Below are 16912 nucleotides of genomic sequence, written 5' to 3'. Positions count from 1 at the left end.
GCGCCTATGGTTGCTGCAGCATTCCAGGACCACCCTGCCCCTCGAAGGACAGCGATGCCCGCCAACTCAACGCCCCCTGCCACCAAAAAGAAGGGGCGACGCGCCCGCCTTGTCGTGATCGTCCTGGTGCTGGCTCTGGTAGCAGGCGTTGGTTACGGCGCCTACTGGGGCGTCAGTACCGTGCGTGCCTCGCTCCCGCAGACCACCGGCACCATCAAGGTGCCGGGACTCGACGGCCGGGTCGAGGTCAAGCGCGACAGTTACGGCGTCCCGCAGATCTACGCCAACACCGACCAGGACCTGTTCCGCGCTCAGGGCTATGTCCAGGCGCAGGACCGCTTCTGGGAGATGGACGTCCGGCGCCACATGACCTCGGGGCGGCTCTCCGAGATGTTCGGCAAGGGCCAGGTCGAGACGGACGAGTTCCTGCGCACGCTCGGCTGGCGGCAGGTGGCCCAGGACGAGTACGACGACAAGCTCTCCGACGAGACGAAGAAGAACCTCCAGTCGTACGCGGACGGTGTCAACGACTACCTCGAAGGCCGTGACGGCAAGGACATCTCCGTCGAGTACGCGGCGCTGAACTTCACCAACGACTACAAGCCCGCGAAGTGGACCCCCGTCGACTCGGTGGCGTGGCTCAAGGCGATGGCGTGGGACCTGCGCTCCAACATGCAGGACGAGATCGATCGTTCGCTGCTCACGAGCAGGATGGACGAGAAGCAGATCGAGGACCTGTATCCGTCGTATCCGTACGACAGGAACCAGCCGATCGTCTCCGAGGGCGCGGTCGACCCGCTCGCGGAGGAGTACGACCCCAAGGCCGAGCCGGGCGACGCGTCGGACGACGGCACGGGAACCGGCACGGGAACGGGTACGGGAACGGGCACAGGCACCGGAACGGGCAGTGGCATAGACACCGGCACCGGGGGCACGGGGGGCACCGGCACCGGCGGCGCCGTCACCGACGGCCTGGAGTCCCAGCTCGACGCCCTCTCCACCACCCTCGACGAGATCCCCGCCCTCCTCGGCCCCAGCGGCAGCGGCATCGGATCCAACTCGTGGGTCGTCTCGGGCGAGTACACGACGACCGGCAACCCGCTGCTCGCCAACGACCCGCACCTCGCGCCCCAGCTGCCCTCCGTCTGGTACCAGATGGGCCTGCACTGCCGCAGCTTCACCAAGGACTGCCAGTACGACGTCGCCGGCTACACCTTCGCCGGGACGCCCGGCGTGATAATCGGCCACAACAAGGACATCGCCTGGGGCATGACCAACCTCGGCGCGGACGTGACCGACCTCTATCTGGAGAAGGTCAACGGCGACACCTACCAGTACGGGAACGAACAGAGGAAGTTCACGACCCGTCAGGAAACGATCAAGATTGCCGGTGCCAAGAGCCAGACCATCACGGTCCGCTCCACCGGACACGGCCCCGTCGTCTCCGACCGCGACGCCGAGCTGCGCAGAGTCGGCGACAAGGCCCCTGTCAACAACGCGGCTCCCGACCGCGGCGAGGGATACGCGGTCTCCCTCCAGTGGACCGCCCTGGAGCCCGGCAGGTCCATGGACGCGGTATTCGAGCTCAACAAGGCGAAGGACTTCGCGGAGTTCCGCAGGGCGGCGGAGAGGTTCGAGGTCCCCTCGCAGAATCTGGTCTACGCCGACGCGAAGGGCAACATCGGCTACCAGGCGCCCGGCCTGATCCCGATCCGCGCCAAGGGCGACGGCTCACTGCCGGCCCCGGGCTGGAACCCGGACTACCGGTGGGAGGGCTTCATCCCCTTCGACGAGCTTCCTTACGAGGAGAACCCGAAGCGGGGCTACATCGTCACCGCCAACCAGGCCGTCATCGACAAGGACGACTACCCGTACCCGCTGACCGAGGACTGGGGCTACGGCGCCCGGAGCCAGCGGATCAACGACCTCATCAAGTCGAAGATCAAGGACGGCGGCAAGATCTCCACCGACGACATGCGCACGATGCAGACGGACAACCGCAGCGAGATCGCCACGCAGCTCATGCCGCACCTGCTGAAGATCGATGTCTCGGACCCCGCCATCCGCGAGGCCCAGAAGCTCCTCGAAGGCTGGGACTACACCCAGGAGCCGGACTCGGCGGCGGCCGCGTACTTCAACGCTGTCTGGCGCAACGTCCTCAAACTCGCCTTCGGGAACAAGCTTCCCAAGGAGATGCGTGTCAAGGGGGAGTGCCTCAGCGTGCGCCCCGCCGACAGCACGGGCCCGGCCGACGACCTCGCGGAGCTGGTACGGGAGTGCGGCCAGCGGTCCGCGGACTCGGCGCAGCCGGACGGTGGCGACCGCTGGTTCGAGATCACCCGCAAGATCCTCAAGGACCCGGACAACGAGTGGTGGCAGTCGCCGAAGACCCGTACCGAGAAAGCCACCAAGACCCGCGACGAACTTCTGCTGCGCGCCCTCACGGACGCGCGCTGGGAGCTGACCGCCAAGCTCGGCAAGGATGTCTCCACCTGGAGCTGGGGCCGGCTGCACCAGCTGAACCTGGAGAACCAGACCCTTGGTACGGAGGGCCCCGGCATCGTGAGGACCCTTCTCAACCGCGGCCCGTGGAACCTGGGCGGCGGCGAGGCCGCGGTCAACGCCACCGGCTGGAACGCGGCCGGCGGCTACGAGATCATGTGGGTGCCGTCGATGCGGATGGTGGTCAACGTCGGTGACTGGGACAAGTCCCGCTGGATCAACCTGACGGGCGCCTCCGGGCACGCGTACAGCCCGAACTACACCGACCAGACGGAGAAGTGGGCCAAGGGCGAGCTGATCGACTGGTCCTTCAGCAGCAGAGCCGTGGAGGAGAGTACGGGGGACACTCTGACGCTCGCGCCGTAGGCGCCGCGCCGTAAGGCACCGGCGGCGAGCACCGCGCCGCAAGCGCCCCTCGGCAAGCGCCCCGGCCCGGGAGCCGCCTTCACGCGCTCCCGAAGCGCCTGGTCCCGCCCGGAGTCACCACCACGTGCACGGGGCGGTCGTGCGGCTCCTCAGGGACCCGCTCGACCACCTCGTGGTCGTACAGCAACACCGCGAGCACGGCACCCGCCCCCGCTCTCTCCAGTCGGCCCAGGACCCGGTCGTACGACCCGCCGCCCCGCCCCAGCCGCATCCCGCGCCCGTCCACCGCGAGCCCGGGAAGCAGCACCGCCCGAGCCTGAAGCACCGCGTCCACACCCAGCCGGGCACCGTCCGGCTCCCGCAGTCCCCGCCCCGCGCGCCCCAGCCGCTCAGCCCCCTCGTACACCGCCCAGTCCAGATCGTTGTCAGGCAGCAGCACCGGCAGGAGGACCCGCACCCCCCGCTCCCGCAGCGCGTCGAGCAGCGCGCGCGTGCCCGGTTCGCGCCCCACCGAGACGTACGCGGCGACGGTCCCGGCCTCCGCGAGTTCGGGAAGCTCCAGTGCCCGCCGGGCGAGAACCGCGGAGGCGTTCCGGACGTCCTCTTCGGACAGCAGGCGCCGCGCGCTGAGGAGCTCCTGTCGCAGAGCCGGTTTTCCTGACATGTCGGAGTTCATCGGACTTCGCAAATCTCTCGTATGTGTATGTATGGAGAGAAAGTTAACCGGAGTCACATCTTCCCCTCATCCGTGGCGGATAGGCTGCTCGCCATGACTCAGTCGCCCCCCAGGATCAGCAAGGCTGTCATCCCTGCCGCAGGGCTGGGAACGCGTTTCCTGCCTGTCACCAAGGCCACTCCCAAGGAGATGCTGCCTGTCGTCGACAAGCCCGCGATCCAGTACGTGGTCGAGGAAGCCGTGATGGCAGGGCTCTCCGACGTTCTCATGGTCACCGGACGCAACAAGCGTCCCCTGGAAGACCACTTCGACCGCAACTACGAACTGGAGGAGGCGCTCACCCGCAAGGGAGACACCGAACGCCTGGCCAAGGTGCAGGAGTCCAGCGACCTGGCGACGATGCACTACGTCCGGCAGGGCGACCCCAAGGGCCTCGGCCACGCCGTCCTGTGCGCCGCCCCGCACGTCGGCGACCAGCCCTTCGCGGTACTCCTCGGTGACGACCTGATCGACCCGCGCGACCCGCTGCTCTCCCGCATGGTCGAGATCCAGGAGAGCGAGGGCGGCAGCGTCATCGCCCTGATGGAGGTCGAGCCCGACCAGATCCACCTCTACGGATGCGCCGCCGCCGAGCCCACCCCGTACAGCGACGTGGTCAAGGTGCACGACCTGGTCGAGAAGCCCGACAAGGCGGACGCGCCCAGCAACTACGCCATCATCGGCCGTTATGTCCTGGACCCGGCCGTCTTCGGGATACTGCGTCAGACGGAGCCCGGCCGCGGCGGCGAGATCCAGCTCACCGACGCGCTCCAGCAGCTCTCCGCCGACGAGAAGATCGGCGGCCCGGTGCACGGCGTCGTCTTCAAGGGACGCCGCTATGACACGGGTGACCGCGGCGACTATCTGCGTGCCATTGTCAGACTCGCGTGCGAACGTGAAGACCTGGGACCGGACTTCCGGACCTGGCTCCGCAGTTACGTCAACGAGGAGATGTAAGACCTTGAGCAGTACGGCGACACCGGCACCGGCGCCTGCCTCGGGCCAAGGACGGCTCTGGACGGTGGACGAGCACCTGGCGGACATCCTCGCCACGGTCCGTCCGCTCGACCCGATCGAGCTGCAACTGCCCGACGCCCAGGGCTGCGTCCTCGTCGAGGACGTCACGGTGCCGGTGGCGCTGCCGCCGTTCGACAACAGCTCCATGGACGGCTACGCGGTCCGTACGGCCGACGTGTCCGGCGCCGACGAGGAGTTCCCCGCCGTCCTGACCGTCATCGGCGACGTGGCGGCGGGCGGCGAGACCCTGCCGCGCGTCGGGCCGGGCGAGGCGGCCCGGATCATGACCGGCGCACCGCTGCCGCCCGGCGCCGAGGCCGTCATCCCCGTCGAATGGACCGACGGCGGTACGGGCGGCGGGGCCGCCACCTCCATGCGGCCGGCCGGCTCCGCGCCCGAGGGCGCGAGCGGCGAGGTCCGGATCTACCGCCCCGTCGAGCCCCGCGCCCACGTCCGCGCGCGCGGCAGCGACGTCCAGGCCGGGGACCTCGCCCTGGAGGCCGGCACGATCCTGGGGCCGCCGCAGATCGGCCTGCTCTCCGCCATCGGCCGCGCCACCGTCCGGGTCCACCCGCGCCCGCGCGTGGTCGTCCTGTCGACCGGCAGCGAACTGGTCCAGCCGGGCGAGGCGTTGGGCCAGGGCCAGATCTACGACTCCAACAGCTTCGCGCTCACGGCCGCCGCGCGGGACGCCGGCGCCATCGCCTACCGGGTCGGCGCGGTCACCGACGACGCGGACACCCTCCGGGCCACGATCGAGGACCAGCTGATCCGCGCGGACATGATCGTGACGACAGGCGGGGTCAGCGTCGGGGCGTACGACGTGGTCAAGGAGGCGCTCTCCTCCGTAGGAGACGAGGACGAGCCGGGCAGCGGCATCGACTTCCGCAAGCTCGCGATGCAGCCGGGCAAGCCCCAGGGTTTCGGCTCGATCGGCCCCGATCACACCCCGCTGCTCGCCCTCCCCGGCAACCCCGTCTCCAGTTACGTCTCCTTCGAGTTGTTCGTACGCCCCGCGATCCGCGCGCTCATGGGCCGCGAGGACGTCCACCGCCGGACGGTCCGCGCGACCCTGAAGGCCGACAAGGCGCTGAGGTCCCCGGCGGGCCGGCGCCAGTTCCTGCGCGGGATGTACGACGCCGAGACGGGCTCCGTCGTCCCCGTCGGCGGCTCCGGCTCCCATCTCGTCGCCGCCCTCGCGCACGCCGACGCGCTGATCGTGGTCCCCGAGGAGGCGGTCTCGGCGGAGCCCGGGAGCGAGGTCGACGTGGTGCTGCTCGGCTGACGGCCGGGCGGTGGCGGTAGCGTGTCCTGCCAGACAGGCCCCGCCGGGCCCGGACCGGGAGCGCCACAGCGATGACTGCGTTTTCCCGGGGGGAGACCCCCGGACCTTCTCCACAAGGCCGCCTGACCCATATCGACGAGGCGGGCGCGGCCCGTATGGTCGACGTCTCCGCCAAGGAGGTCACCGCGCGCACCGCCAGCGCGAGCGGCCGGGTGCTGGTCTCGCCGCGCGTGGTCGAACTGCTGCGGGGCGAGGGGGTGCCCAAGGGCGACGCCCTGGCCACCGCCCGTATCGCGGGGATCATGGGCGCGAAACGCACGCCGGAGCTGATCCCGCTCTGCCATCCGCTGGCGCTCTCGGGAGTCACGCTCGACCTCGCCGTCACGGACGACGCGGTGGAGATCCTGGCGACGGTGAGGACCACCGACCGCACGGGCGTGGAGATGGAGGCCCTGACCGCGGTCTCGGTCGCGGCGCTGACGGTGGTCGACATGGTGAAGGCCGTCGACAAGGGCGCGGTCATCACGGACGTACGGGTCGAGGAGAAGACCGGCGGGAAGTCGGGCCACTACTCCCGCCGGGCGCCCGAGCCGGACGGACGGCCGCGGACGAACGGGACCCCGGAGAGGGGCACGGCATGAGCGATCCCGCCGAGAGCGGCACCGCGCCCCGGGCGAGGGAGCCGTACCGCGCGCTCGTCGTCACCGCGTCCAACCGCGCGGCGGCCGGCGTCTACGCGGACACCGGAGGCCCGATCATCGCGAGCGCCCTCGCGGAGCTCGGCTTCTCCGTCGACGGCCCGCTGGCCGTGCCCGACGGCGACCCGGTCGAGCGCGCCCTGCGGGACGGGGTGGCCGCGTCGTACGCCGTCATCCTGACCACCGGCGGCACCGGGATCTCGCCCACCGACCGCACCCCCGAGGCCACCCGCCGCGTCCTGGACCACGAGATCCCCGGCATCCCCGAGGCGATCCGGGCCGAGGGCGCCCGGAAGGTCCCCACCGCCGCCCTGTCGCGGGGCCTCGCTGGTGTCGCGGGCCGGACCCTGATCGTGAATCTGCCGGGCTCCTCCGGCGGTGTACGGGACGGGCTCGCCGTCCTGAGCCGGCTGCTCGTTCACGCCGTCGACCAGATCCACGGCGGCGATCACCCCCGCACCGACGGATGAACTCCTTCTGGCCCGTGGCGCTGGTGGACGGCGATGTCGTCCTCCGGCCAATAAAGTCGCGCGACCAACGGGCCTGGCGCGAGGTGAACCGGCGCAACCGCGAGTGGCTGCGGCCCTGGGAGGCGACGATCCCGCCGGCGCCACCCGGCGCCCCGGTCGTCCAGCGCCCGACGTACCGGCAGATGGTCCGCCATCTGCGCGCCGAGGCGAACGCGGGGCGGATGCTGCCCTTCGTCATCGAGTACCAGGGGCGCCTGGTCGGCCAGTTGACCGTGGCAGGGATCACCTGGGGCTCGATGTGCTCGGGGCATGTCGGCTACTGGGTGGACCGCGACGTCGCGGGGCGCGGCGTCGTGCCCACGGCCGTGGCCCTCGCCGTCGACCACTGCTTCCGTCTGGTGGGGATGCACCGGATCGAGGTCTGTATTCGGCCCGAGAACGGGCCGAGCCGCCGGGTCGTGGAGAAACTCGGATTCCGTGAGGAAGGCACCCGGCCCCGTTATCTGCACATCGACGGGGCGTGGCGGGACCATCTGGTCTTCGCGCTCACGGCCGAGGAAGTGCCGGAAGGACTCCTGCGCCGCTGGCACCAGGCGCGACCTGGGACGCCACATAAATGAAATATGTGTTCGATAATGGTCGCCATCCGACCATCAAGTGATCCGAACAATCACAAAAAAAGTCCGTGATATCAGCCAGATCGTGCGACACACCGGCTCAATTGGCGGATGCCCTCGCGCGAACACCTCTACGGTGTGAACCGTGAGCAGCAGCGGCCTCATCTACGCAGTCATCGTCGGGGCCTGGGCCGCCTACTTGGTACCGATGTGGCTCCGCAGGCAGGACGAGCTCAACGAAGCCCGTCCGACGGAACGCTTCAGCACCGCCATCCGGCTGCTGTCCGGACGGGCGGCCATGGAGCGCCGGTACGCCAAGGAGTTGCAGGACCGCGCCACCGAGGAGGCCGGGCCCGACGATGAACCGGACGTCGCGGCGGAGCCGACGAGCTCCGTCGACGTCCGGGCCTTCTCCGCGCCCCCGGACCATACGGAAGTCCGCCTGGAGATCCCGGCACCGTCGCCCGAGCCCACGCCCGAGCGGCGCGAGGCCCCCTCCGGCGCCGCGGCCGAACGAGCCCGCCGCGCCCAGCGGTCCCAGGTCCTCGCCCGCCGCCGGCGCACCACCGTGGTGCTCTTCCTCGTCTTCACGGTCGGCGCGATCGTCGCGGGCGTCCAGGGGCTCGCCTTCCTTTGGGCGCCGGGCGTCCCCGCCGTACTCCTCAGCGCGTACATCGTTCATCTGCGCGCCCAGGAACGGCGCCGCTTCGTCTTCACCATGGACCGCCGCAGGGCCGAGATCGCCGCGCAGCGCCTGCGCGAGAACCGCCCCCGCCGCCACCAGCCCTCGGCCCCGGCCGAGCCGGACGAGGAGCCCGAACCGCGCACCGCCCCGGAGCCGGTCGCCTCGGTCTCCCCGCAGGAGGCCGGCCGCCGCGCCCTGGTCGAGCAGACGGACCACGCCGAATGGGTCGACCAGCAGCGCGAACGCGAACGCGGCCCGGCCCGCGGCGACAGCTGGGAACCGGTCCCGGTCCCGCTTCCGACGTACGTGACGGCCCCGGTCGCCCCGCGCGCGGGAGGCGGCGTCAACGTCAGCGACCCGGAAACCTGGAGCGCGGCCCGCTCCTCCACGGCCGAACCGACCCCACCGGAACCGACCCCCGCCGAACCCCCGGCCCAACGCCGCCACCGCGACCGCAGCCGCACCCCCCTCTTCGACCAGTTCGACGAGGACGACCGCCCCCGCGCGGCCAACGAGTGACCAGCGAGGAACTGATTTCCAAGCACCCCGACGGGGGTGCTAAAGTTTCATTCGTCGCAAGGGCCTGTGGCGCAGTCTGGTAGCGCACCTCGTTCGCATCGAGGGGGTCTGGGGTTCAAATCCCCACAGGTCCACATCGGCAGGGTCGTTCGCGGGTTCACCTGCGAACTGTTCACGAGATCCCGTTCAGACGGTCACCGTCTGAACGGGATCTCGTCGTTTCGGGCTCTACTTGTGTGAAAGTCAACCTGCCGGGCCGCCGCGAGGCGCGGCGGTGTGTTTCGGAACGGACCGGGGGCGGAGATGCGGACATGCCGCAGGGACCGCAGGCATGGAGGCAGACTCCTGCGGTCTCGCGACGTGTCGATCTTCAATTACGGGATTTGTGGTGGCTCAGGGGCTGCGGCTCGGACTTCGGGGGAGGGGCGTGGCTGTCTGCTCGGCCGTTGGGTAGGGCGGGGGGACATCGCCCGGCTCGGGGTCAAGGCCGGTGATGGCGCTCTTCTTGCTGGCGACCAGGTACTGCTCGAGCTCCTTGATGTTGTGGACCACGACGGTGATGGCGGACAGGAGAGTCTGGGCGCCACGGCCACGGGGCTGACGCCTCTCGCGGGCGTGCAGGGCGGAGTCGACAGATTTCAGCCGCCCGTTGCCGCCTTCAATGTGCGCGCGCAGTGTCTGGTAAGCCAAGGCCCAGGAGGGTGTCTGCCGAGGCAGTTCCTGTCGCGTGCGGGGCATGACGTGCTCTTGCACGGTGACGGAGGACTGGCGGCAGCATTTGGGGCGTTCGTCGAGGGGAAGGTCGGGGGCTCGACGCTGGGTCGGGCAACGGGGTGCGCAGCACGCTCCCGGTGGACGTCAAGGTTGATGACGACTGGCACGGGCCCCTTCTTCTTAGGGGTGCCGCGATCTTCACGCTCCTGTGCCCAGGGGCAGTTGAGTTTGGTGATGGGGCAGGCGTACCGCTCGGTGCCGCGGTCGTCGAGGGTGCCCTTGCGGGTGAGCGCGTATGGCCCGATCTGCTGCAACTGCTCGCTCAGGGAGATGCGTTCACGCTCGTTCTTGGCGCTGCGGATCTGCTGGTAGAGGTCGAGCAAGCGGCGCGGGGTGAGGGGGCAGAACAGTCGGCCCACCTTGGTGATTGTGCCCTGGTGATGGCCTTCCGCTTTGGCGGAGGCGACCTGGGGCTCAGTGAAGTCGAGGACCGGCATGTATCCGAGGGCGCGCATCGGTCGGTGGAAGTTCTCGGGAGGAGCTTTATGTATGCACGGTCGGCCGCTGTGAAGCCGCGGAGTTCGGTGAGCTGGGCCAGGACGGCGCTGACGTATTGAGCGTGGCGGCCCATGTCTTTCTCGGGCGTATGCAGCACCATGCCGAGGATGAGCTGCGGGTAACGGCCGGCCCGGTCCGGGTTGGCGTGGGCCGCGATGGCGAGGGTGGCGCTGTAGCCGAACTCCCGGTCGCCACCGCCCTTGTAGTGCCAGTTGGCGCTGGCCTCCAGCGCGGCACGCTTGTGCTTCGGTTCCTCCTGGGACACTGGAAAAGAGGAGGTGGCGAGCATGTCGAACGAGCGCGACGACGTGCGGATCGACGCTCTTCATGAGTAGGTGTTCACGAGGTCGTTGACCGTGCGTGATGGCTGCTGGTCCGGTCTGGCAACTGAGTCGGCGGTACGGGATCCGATGCGGCGTTGCTACTTCACATCTTTGGCCAGGACGGCGACGGCGACCTTGCCGACCACCGTCGTCAGGACGTAGTTGGTTGAGCTACTGAAAGCGATACCGACGCCGGCTGGTATCGCCTTAGCCATCGCCTTCTGGGTGAAGGTGATGGACACCCGTTTGAACAGCTGCTTGATCGTGATCAAAGCGGGTCCTCGCAGGTACCGGTAGACCAGCTTCTCGGCGATCTTCAGGACCGCCGCCTTGCCGCCCTTCGCCGCCATCTGTTCTGCCGAACCCGCCAACGCGAACACGAAGGCGAGGTGCTTCTTGTTCCAGAAGGCCGTCGAGACGATCGGGCCCAGTTCGACCATCCGGCCGTGCCGTTCTCGTTGAACGCTACGTCTCACCAGCTCAGTTGAGAAAGGCCGGACGGCGACAGCTGGTATCCCTGGTGCGGCCCAAGGCCCCGCGCAGGGTCTGGGCGCCCACGACCACCGCCGGCGACAGCCAGAGAATCGGGCACGGCCAGGCCCAAGGGCAGGACGACAGACTGTGATCGCTCCGCTCCCTTCAACCGCCGTTCAGTTCTGCTGGTGGCTTTCGCGGTCTTCGAGGGCGCTGATGGCGGTGGCCGTGAGGCTGTGGGTGATGTGGCCGCGCATCAGCTGGGCCGCTTCGGCGGCCTGACCGTCCACGATGAGCGCGACGAGGCGGTGATGTTCTTGAAGGTCGCGGGTGCGGGGTTCGTCGCCGGGCGGGAGTTCGAGGCCGAGGCGGCGGTAACGGTCGGACTTGTCCCACAGATCGTCCAGGAGACGGATGAGGACGTCGTTGTGGGAGGCCCGGTACAGCGCCTGGTGGAAGGTGCGGTGGGCGCCGAGTGCTTCCTCGCCCCACTGGCGGGTGACGGGGAGCAGGTTGTTGACCGCGGCTTGCATGGCCGCGATGTCCTGGTCGGTGCGGCGCCTGGCAGCGAGCTCGGCTGCGGTGGGGTCCAGGGACAGTCGCACTTCGAAGAGCTGGCGGGCTTCGTCGGAGTTCATGGAGGACACGCGTACGTCGCGGTGGGTTTCGACGTCGACCAGGCCCTCGCTGCTCAGGCGGCGGATGGCCTCGCGCAGCGGCGTGATGCTCATGTTGAGGGAGTCGGCCAGCTCGTACTGCGCCAGCCGTGAGCCGGCCGGGAGGCCGCCGGACAGAATCAAGCCGCGGAGTTCCGCGTAGGCGAAATCGCTCTTGCTCAGAAAAAGGTTCGGACCTGCCATCGACCCCTGTGTTTCCTTCCCGGATGTCCTGACCCCTTGACAGCACCTGGTCGATCATCTCACCCTAACCCCCGTGGCAACTTATAAGATATGAGGTTGACGATGAAGATCACTGCTGTCTACGAGGGCACCGTCCCGATCAGCTCCTCGATCCGCAACGCCTGGATCGATTTCAGCGCGATGGACTGTTCGATCGTGGCGATCGTCAGCGACGTCATCCGCGACGGAAAGCCGGTCGTGGGCTACGGCTTCAACTCCAACGGCCGCTACAGCGCGGGCGAGATCCTGCGCCGGCGCATCCTGCCGCGGCTGATGGACGCCGAACCCGGCAGCCTGCTGGACGAGCAGGGCGAGCTGGACCCCGCCAGGGCGTGGGAGATCATGATGCGCAACGAGAAGCCCGGCGGGCACGGGGAACGCTCGGTCGCGGTCGGCGTCGTGGACATGGCGCTGTTCGACCTCGCCTCCAAGATCGCGGGCAAGCCGCTGTACCGGTGGCTGTCGGACCGCTACGGTGACGGCCGGCCCGACGACTCCGTCTTCGTCTACGCCGCAGGCGGCTACTACGCCCCGGGTAAGACCCTCGGTGACCTGCAGGACGAGATGCGCGGCTTCCTCGACCTGGGCTACGACGTCGTCAAGATGAAGATCGGCGGCGCCGATCTCCCCGAGGACCTGCGACGCATCGAAGCGGTCATCGACGTACTGGACGGGGACGGCTCCCGGCTGGCCGTCGACGTCAACGGCCGCTTCGACCTCACCACCGCCCTGGAGTACGGGCGGGCCATCGAGAAGTACGACCTGTTCTGGTACGAGGAGATCGGTGACCCGCTGGACTACCGGCTGAATGCCGTGGTCTCCGAAAACTACTCCGGCCGGATCGCCACCGGCGAGAACCTCTTCTCTCTCCAGGACGCCCGCAACCTGATCCGCTACGGCGGCATGCGCCCGGACCGCGACATCATCCAGGTCGACCCGGCGCTCAGCTACGGGCTGGTGGAGTATTTGCGCATCCAGGACATGCTGCGCCAGCACGGCTGGTCTCCGCGCCGCTGCATCCCGCACGGCGGACACCAGTTCTCCCTGCACATCGCAGCCGCCCTCAAGCTAGGCGGCAACGAGTCGTATCCGGGAGAGTTCCAGCCCACCGGCGGGTTCGCCGACGACGCCATGGTCGAAAAGAGCCAGGTCAACCTCACCGACACCCCCGGCATCGGCTTCGAGGGCAAGGCCGCCTTCTACAAGGTGCTGCGCGAGCTGCACAGCTGACCCGACCGCCGGCCTCGGCCGGATCCGGCATCGGCCACCGGCGCACTGCTCCATTCGCGCCGTTCGCACGTCACCGGGGACGCGGTACGCCCGCGTCCCCGGAACTCCACGGGACAGGGCTTTTCAAGATCGTGCTGCAAGGGAGCACCAACGATGACATCCACTACCGCCACCGGCCGTCCGCAACGGTCCCGGCTGAACCGTCTGATGCGTGAGCTGTGGTTCCAGGTGGTGCTGGCCGCGGTTCTCGGTATCGCCGTCGGTATCGCCTTCCCCGGGTTGGGGGAGAACCTGAAACCGCTCAACGACTGGTTCATCGCGCTGGTCAAGATGATCGTGATACCGGTCGTCTTCTGTGTCGTGACCACCGGCATCGCGTCCATGGACAACCTGCGCAAGGCAGGCCGCATCGGCGTGAAGGCGATCAGCTACTTCCTCGTGCTGTCGCTGGCGTCGATGCTGATCGGACTGGTGGTTGCCAACGTCTTCCATCCCGGTACCGGCCTGCACGTCGATCCCTCGACCCTGAACGCCGACGACGTGCCCGAGGCCGCCCAGGAACACGCCACCCTCACCGGGTTCGTCTCCTCGCTGATCCCCGCCTCGCTGTTCGGCGCGATAACCGGTGACGCGATCCTGGCCGCCCTGGTGGTGTCGATCGTGTTCGGTGTGGCACTGAAGATGTCAGGCGAGCAGGCGGCCCCCCTGACCAACGGCATCCGTGCCCTGTCGGACGTGGTGTTCCGCATCGTGGGCTGGGTCATGCGACTGGCCCCCCTGGGCACCTTCGGCGCCCTGGCCACCGTGGTCGCCACGTACGGCGCCGAGAGCCTGAAGCAACTCGGCTACCTCATCATCCTGTTCACCGCGACCTGCATCGTCTACGTCCTGGTGGTGCTGGGCGCCATCATGCGGGCCTGCGGGCTGGGCCTGTTCGCCCTCATGCGGTTCCTCAAGGCCGAGCTGCTCGTGGCCCTCAGCACGTGTTCCAGCGAGGCCGTCCTGCCGCAGCTGGTGCGCAAGCTGGAGACCCTCGGCGTCGGCCGCCCCGTCGTCGGCATCGTCATCCCCTCGGGTTTCTCCTTCAACCTCGACGGCTCCGCTGTCTACCTGACGATGGCCTCCATGTTCCTGGCCCAGGCCGTCGGCATCGACCTCTCCTGGCAGCAGCAACTGGTCATGGTGGGCGTCATGATGCTCACCAGCAAGGGCACCGCGGGCATCGCGGGCGGTGCGTTCATCGTGCTGGCCAGCACCGTCACCGCGGTCGGCCACATCCCCCTGGCCGCCCTGTCGCTGATCGTCGGCGTCGACCGCATCCTCAACGAGGGCCGCGTCTTCATCAATGTCCTGGGCAACGCCATCGCCACCATCGTGATCGGTAAGTGGGAGAACGACTTCGACACCGCACAAGCCCACTCGGTGCTCTACCCCTCCAAGAAACCACCGCAGCCGGCAGCGGCCGAGACCACCAAGGTCGGCGTCGGCAGCTGACCGGACCACCCCGGGCCCGTTTCCCCTGCGGTGCCCGCGGGTTCCAGCCGCCGCCTGCCGATACCGGGAGGCGGCGGCTTCACCGCACTGCGCGCACGACAGAAGAATGAGGACAGCACGCATGAGCGCGCCCAGCGTCTCCTACTCGATCACTGTCCGGCTCGAGGTGCCCGCCAGCGTCCCGGCCGTCTCGCAACTGACCTCCCCCTGACCCAGCGCGTGCACTGCTCTTCAGCAGCCCTTTGCCACGCGCCCCCGCCGCCCATTCCGAGAGAACTGCCATGCACCTGATGCGTATCGGGGCCGAAGGATCTGAGCGTCCCGTGGTCCGTATCGACGAGCACAGCTACGTCGACGTCTCCGACATCGTCCCGGACTTCGACGAAGCCTTCTTCGCAGCCGGTGGACCCGACACCCTGCGCAAGACCGTCACTGCACGTCTGGACGCAGGCCACGTGCACCGCTTCCAGGCCGAAAGAATCGGTGCTCCCATAGCCCGGCCTCACCAGATCCTGGGTGTCGGCCTCAACTACCGCACCACCGACCAGGTCGAGTCCGCAGAGCCGCTCGTCTTCACCAAGGCCCCCAACTCGCTGTCAGGTCCGTACGACCCGATCTGCATTCCCCGCGGCTCCACGCAGACCGACTGGGAGGTCGAGCTGGGCGTCGTCATCGGCAAACGCTCCCACTACCTTGCCGACGAAACCGCTGCCACCGCCGCGATCGCCGGATACGTGCTGGTCAACGACATCAGCGAGCGGACCTTCCAGAAGGAGCGGGGAGGGCAGTGGGTCAAGGGCAAGTCCGCCCCCACCTTCAACCCCTGCGGGCCCTGGCTGGCCACCCCCGACGCCATGGGGGACACCACGTCTCCGCAGCTGTGGCTGGAGCACAACGGCATCCGCCGCCAGTACGGCAGCACCGAAGACATGATCTTCAGTGCGCCCTACATCATCCACCACCTCAGCCAGTTCATGGTCCTCGAGCCCGGGGACCTCATCAACACCGGCACCCCGTACGGTGCAGGCAAAGACCTCAGCCCTCCACAGTTCATGCGCCCCGGCGACACCCTCACCTGCGGCGCCGACGGCCTGGGCAGCCAGCACCAGACAGCCGTCACCGCCCGCTGACCCATCCGCCCGGCATCTGATCCACCAGCAAGGAAGGCCATGCGGGGAGTTCTCACCGGATTCACGGTGATCGCTGTCGTCATCGCCGTCGGCTACATCCTCGGACGCCGCGGACACCTGGGGCACGACGGCCGGACGGTCCTGACCAAACTGGCCTTCAACGTCGCCACCCCTGCCCTGCTCTTCACCACGCTCGCGGGCGCCGACCTGTCGGTCATCCTCTCCGAACGGCTCCTGGTCACCGCGGCCAGTACGGCCGCCGCAGCGTCCGTCTTCATCACCGTCGGGCTACTACGGGGCTGGGGCGCCGGACAGATCACGATCGGTGCCCTGTGCTCCAGCTACGTCAACGCCGGCAATCTCGGTATCCCGATCGCCGTCTACGTCCTGGGAGACGCCTCACTCGTCGCCCCGGTCCTGCTCTTCCAGCAGATCATCGTCACCCCGCTGGCCCTGACCGTCCTCGACCTGACGCAGCCCGGCGAGCCGGGGCCGCCCTGGCGGCGCCTGACCACACCACTGCGCAACCCGATGGCGATCGGCTCGCTGGCGGGCGTGACCGTGGCCGCCACCGGATGGAACCTGCCGCTGCCCGTCATCGAACCGCTCACCCTCATCGGCAACATGTCCGTCCCCGCGGTCCTGCTGGCCTTCGGGATCTCCCTGCGCGGCAGCGGCCGGCCAGGTCAGGGGGACAAACGGCCTGCCCTGGTCCTGTCAGTCGTCCTCAAAACGATTGCCCAGCCCCTCATCGCCTGGAGTCTTGGCGCGGGCGTCTTCCACTTGCGCGGCGCGGCGCTGCTTGACGTCGTCGTGACCTCGGCCCTGCCCGCCGCCCAGAATCTCTATACCTACGCCTCGCACTACCGCACCGCCGAACAACTCGCCAGAGAATCGATCCTGCTGTCGACCCTTGCCTCCATACCGGCGCTGATCACGGTCGCGGCTCTCCTGGGCTAGGAACCGAGTGCCCGGGCATGTGCTACCAGGCAATGGCGGGGAACAGCTGCTGCGGCATCTCACTTCCATGTGCGGAACAACAAGTTGGGAAACGATCTTCCCGGCGCTGGGAAGCCCTTGCCCGACGGCACCGTATCCCCAGGTCAGACCCATCCGTGAACGGCCCTGACATCCGACAGTTCTCAAGTAGCTCTTGAGGACCGCCACGAGATCCCGCCCAGCCGAAAGGCCGGGCGGGATCTCGTCGTTTGTGGGA

General features: G+C 68.6%; 16 protein-coding genes and 1 tRNA gene. 13 read left to right on the top strand and 4 right to left on the bottom strand.

The window, feature by feature from the left end; genetic code table 11:
* The first annotated feature begins 54 nt into the window (after positions 1 to 54).
* Complete coding sequence (locus ACIBBB_RS23305; protein ID WP_398984890.1) at positions 55 to 2868, top strand: penicillin acylase family protein; 2814 nt, start codon at positions 55 to 57, stop codon at positions 2866 to 2868.
* 79 nt (positions 2869 to 2947) lie between these two features.
* Here the strand turns inward: ACIBBB_RS23305 and ACIBBB_RS23300 are convergent, their stop codons facing one another.
* Entirely contained in the window at positions 2948 to 3544 is a 597-nt protein-coding gene (locus ACIBBB_RS23300; RefSeq protein WP_398984888.1) for a 5-formyltetrahydrofolate cyclo-ligase, read from the bottom strand.
* A 93-nt stretch (positions 3545 to 3637) separates the two neighbouring features.
* Here ACIBBB_RS23300 and galU point away from each other — a divergent pair, with 93 nt between their 5' ends.
* The 7 genes from galU (at position 3638) to ACIBBB_RS23265 (ending at position 9008) form a co-directional block, all read left to right on the top strand.
* Positions 3638 to 4540, top strand: a complete 903-nt coding sequence (galU, locus tag ACIBBB_RS23295; RefSeq protein WP_398984886.1) for a UTP--glucose-1-phosphate uridylyltransferase GalU — start codon at positions 3638 to 3640, stop codon at positions 4538 to 4540.
* Between the two features lie 4 nt (positions 4541 to 4544).
* Positions 4545 to 5885, top strand: coding sequence for a gephyrin-like molybdotransferase Glp (gene glp, locus ACIBBB_RS23290; RefSeq protein ID WP_398984884.1), 1341 nt, complete (start codon positions 4545 to 4547; stop codon positions 5883 to 5885).
* Between the two features lie 71 nt (positions 5886 to 5956).
* The gene (moaC, locus tag ACIBBB_RS23285) at positions 5957 to 6526 is read left to right on the top strand and encodes a cyclic pyranopterin monophosphate synthase MoaC (RefSeq protein ID WP_398984881.1); all 570 of its coding nucleotides are present in this window, start codon (positions 5957 to 5959) and stop codon (positions 6524 to 6526) included.
* Positions 6523 to 7053 carry a molybdenum cofactor biosynthesis protein B gene (locus tag ACIBBB_RS23280; protein WP_398984879.1) on the top strand — a complete coding sequence of 177 codons (531 nt, stop codon included), beginning with the start codon at positions 6523 to 6525 and terminating at the stop codon, positions 7051 to 7053. The genes moaC and ACIBBB_RS23280 overlap by 4 nt, the downstream gene beginning before the upstream one ends.
* Positions 7050 to 7673 (top strand): GNAT family N-acetyltransferase, encoded by a 624-nt coding sequence (locus ACIBBB_RS23275; RefSeq protein WP_398984877.1) that lies wholly within the window; start codon positions 7050 to 7052, stop codon positions 7671 to 7673. The genes ACIBBB_RS23280 and ACIBBB_RS23275 overlap by 4 nt, the downstream gene beginning before the upstream one ends.
* A gap of 142 nt (positions 7674 to 7815) precedes the next feature.
* Positions 7816 to 8874 carry a gephyrin-like molybdotransferase receptor GlpR gene (glpR, locus tag ACIBBB_RS23270; RefSeq protein ID WP_398984875.1) on the top strand — a complete coding sequence of 353 codons (1059 nt, stop codon included), beginning with the start codon at positions 7816 to 7818 and terminating at the stop codon, positions 8872 to 8874.
* A gap of 60 nt (positions 8875 to 8934) precedes the next feature.
* Positions 8935 to 9008 (top strand) — tRNA-Ala (locus ACIBBB_RS23265).
* Between the two features lie 259 nt (positions 9009 to 9267).
* On the opposite strand, the gene ACIBBB_RS23260 is transcribed toward ACIBBB_RS23265, so the two are convergent.
* Positions 9268 to 9564 (bottom strand): hypothetical protein, encoded by a 297-nt coding sequence (locus ACIBBB_RS23260; protein WP_398984873.1) that lies wholly within the window; start codon positions 9562 to 9564, stop codon positions 9268 to 9270.
* A 161-nt stretch (positions 9565 to 9725) separates the two neighbouring features.
* Between ACIBBB_RS23260 and ACIBBB_RS23255 the strand changes: the two genes are divergently transcribed.
* Positions 9726 to 10205 carry a hypothetical protein gene (locus ACIBBB_RS23255; protein ID WP_398984871.1) on the top strand — a complete coding sequence of 160 codons (480 nt, stop codon included), beginning with the start codon at positions 9726 to 9728 and terminating at the stop codon, positions 10203 to 10205.
* Positions 10206 to 10567: 362 nt separating this feature from the next.
* On the opposite strand, the gene ACIBBB_RS23250 is transcribed toward ACIBBB_RS23255, so the two are convergent.
* On the bottom strand, positions 10568 to 10945 hold the full coding sequence (locus tag ACIBBB_RS23250) for a hypothetical protein (protein ID WP_398984869.1): 378 nt from the start codon (positions 10943 to 10945) through the stop codon (positions 10568 to 10570).
* Positions 10946 to 11119: 174 nt separating this feature from the next.
* Positions 11120 to 11803 carry a GntR family transcriptional regulator gene (locus tag ACIBBB_RS23245; protein ID WP_398984867.1) on the bottom strand — a complete coding sequence of 228 codons (684 nt, stop codon included), beginning with the start codon at positions 11801 to 11803 and terminating at the stop codon, positions 11120 to 11122.
* Between the two features lie 102 nt (positions 11804 to 11905).
* Here ACIBBB_RS23245 and ACIBBB_RS23240 point away from each other — a divergent pair, with 102 nt between their 5' ends.
* The 4 genes from ACIBBB_RS23240 to ACIBBB_RS23225 all read left to right on the top strand — a co-directional run bounded on the left by ACIBBB_RS23240 (position 11906) and on the right by ACIBBB_RS23225 (position 16656).
* Positions 11906 to 13072: a mandelate racemase/muconate lactonizing enzyme family protein gene (locus tag ACIBBB_RS23240; protein ID WP_398984865.1), complete on the top strand. Its 1167-nt coding sequence runs from the start codon at positions 11906 to 11908 to the stop codon at positions 13070 to 13072.
* Positions 13073 to 13225: 153 nt separating this feature from the next.
* Entirely contained in the window at positions 13226 to 14566 is a 1341-nt protein-coding gene (locus ACIBBB_RS23235) for a cation:dicarboxylate symporter family transporter (protein WP_398984863.1), read from the top strand.
* Between the two features lie 281 nt (positions 14567 to 14847).
* Positions 14848 to 15696, top strand: coding sequence for a fumarylacetoacetate hydrolase family protein (locus ACIBBB_RS23230; RefSeq protein WP_398984861.1), 849 nt, complete (start codon positions 14848 to 14850; stop codon positions 15694 to 15696).
* 39 nt (positions 15697 to 15735) lie between these two features.
* On the top strand, positions 15736 to 16656 hold the full coding sequence (locus ACIBBB_RS23225; RefSeq protein WP_398984859.1) for an AEC family transporter: 921 nt from the start codon (positions 15736 to 15738) through the stop codon (positions 16654 to 16656).
* The last annotated feature ends 256 nt before the right edge of the window (positions 16657 to 16912 follow it).

The sequence above is a fragment of the Streptomyces sp. NPDC051217 genome (genome assembly GCF_044455465.1).
GTDB lineage: Bacteria > Actinomycetota > Actinomycetes > Streptomycetales > Streptomycetaceae > Streptomyces.
Note: the sequence above shows the minus strand (reverse complement) of the source record. Positions and strands in the feature narration are given on the sequence as shown.

Bases quoted from the DNA above. Each gene is read 5' to 3' on its own strand.
- ACIBBB_RS23305 (WP_398984890.1), top strand. From the start codon at position 55: ATGCCCGCCAACTCAACGCCCCCTGCCACCAAAAAGAAGGGGCGACGC.
- ACIBBB_RS23300 (WP_398984888.1), bottom strand. From the start codon at position 3,544: ATGAACTCCGACATGTCAGGAAAACCGGCTCTGCGACAGGAGCTCCTC.
- galU (WP_398984886.1), top strand. From the start codon at position 3,638: ATGACTCAGTCGCCCCCCAGGATCAGCAAGGCTGTCATCCCTGCCGCA.
- moaC (WP_398984881.1), top strand. From the start codon at position 5,957: ATGACTGCGTTTTCCCGGGGGGAGACCCCCGGACCTTCTCCACAAGGC.
- ACIBBB_RS23280 (WP_398984879.1), top strand. From the start codon at position 6,523: ATGAGCGATCCCGCCGAGAGCGGCACCGCGCCCCGGGCGAGGGAGCCG.
- ACIBBB_RS23275 (WP_398984877.1), top strand. From the start codon at position 7,050: ATGAACTCCTTCTGGCCCGTGGCGCTGGTGGACGGCGATGTCGTCCTC.
- ACIBBB_RS23245 (WP_398984867.1), bottom strand. From the start codon at position 11,803: ATGGCAGGTCCGAACCTTTTTCTGAGCAAGAGCGATTTCGCCTACGCG.
- ACIBBB_RS23240 (WP_398984865.1), top strand. From the start codon at position 11,906: ATGAAGATCACTGCTGTCTACGAGGGCACCGTCCCGATCAGCTCCTCG.
- ACIBBB_RS23235 (WP_398984863.1), top strand. From the start codon at position 13,226: ATGACATCCACTACCGCCACCGGCCGTCCGCAACGGTCCCGGCTGAAC.
- ACIBBB_RS23230 (WP_398984861.1), top strand. From the start codon at position 14,848: ATGCACCTGATGCGTATCGGGGCCGAAGGATCTGAGCGTCCCGTGGTC.
- ACIBBB_RS23225 (WP_398984859.1), top strand. From the start codon at position 15,736: ATGCGGGGAGTTCTCACCGGATTCACGGTGATCGCTGTCGTCATCGCC.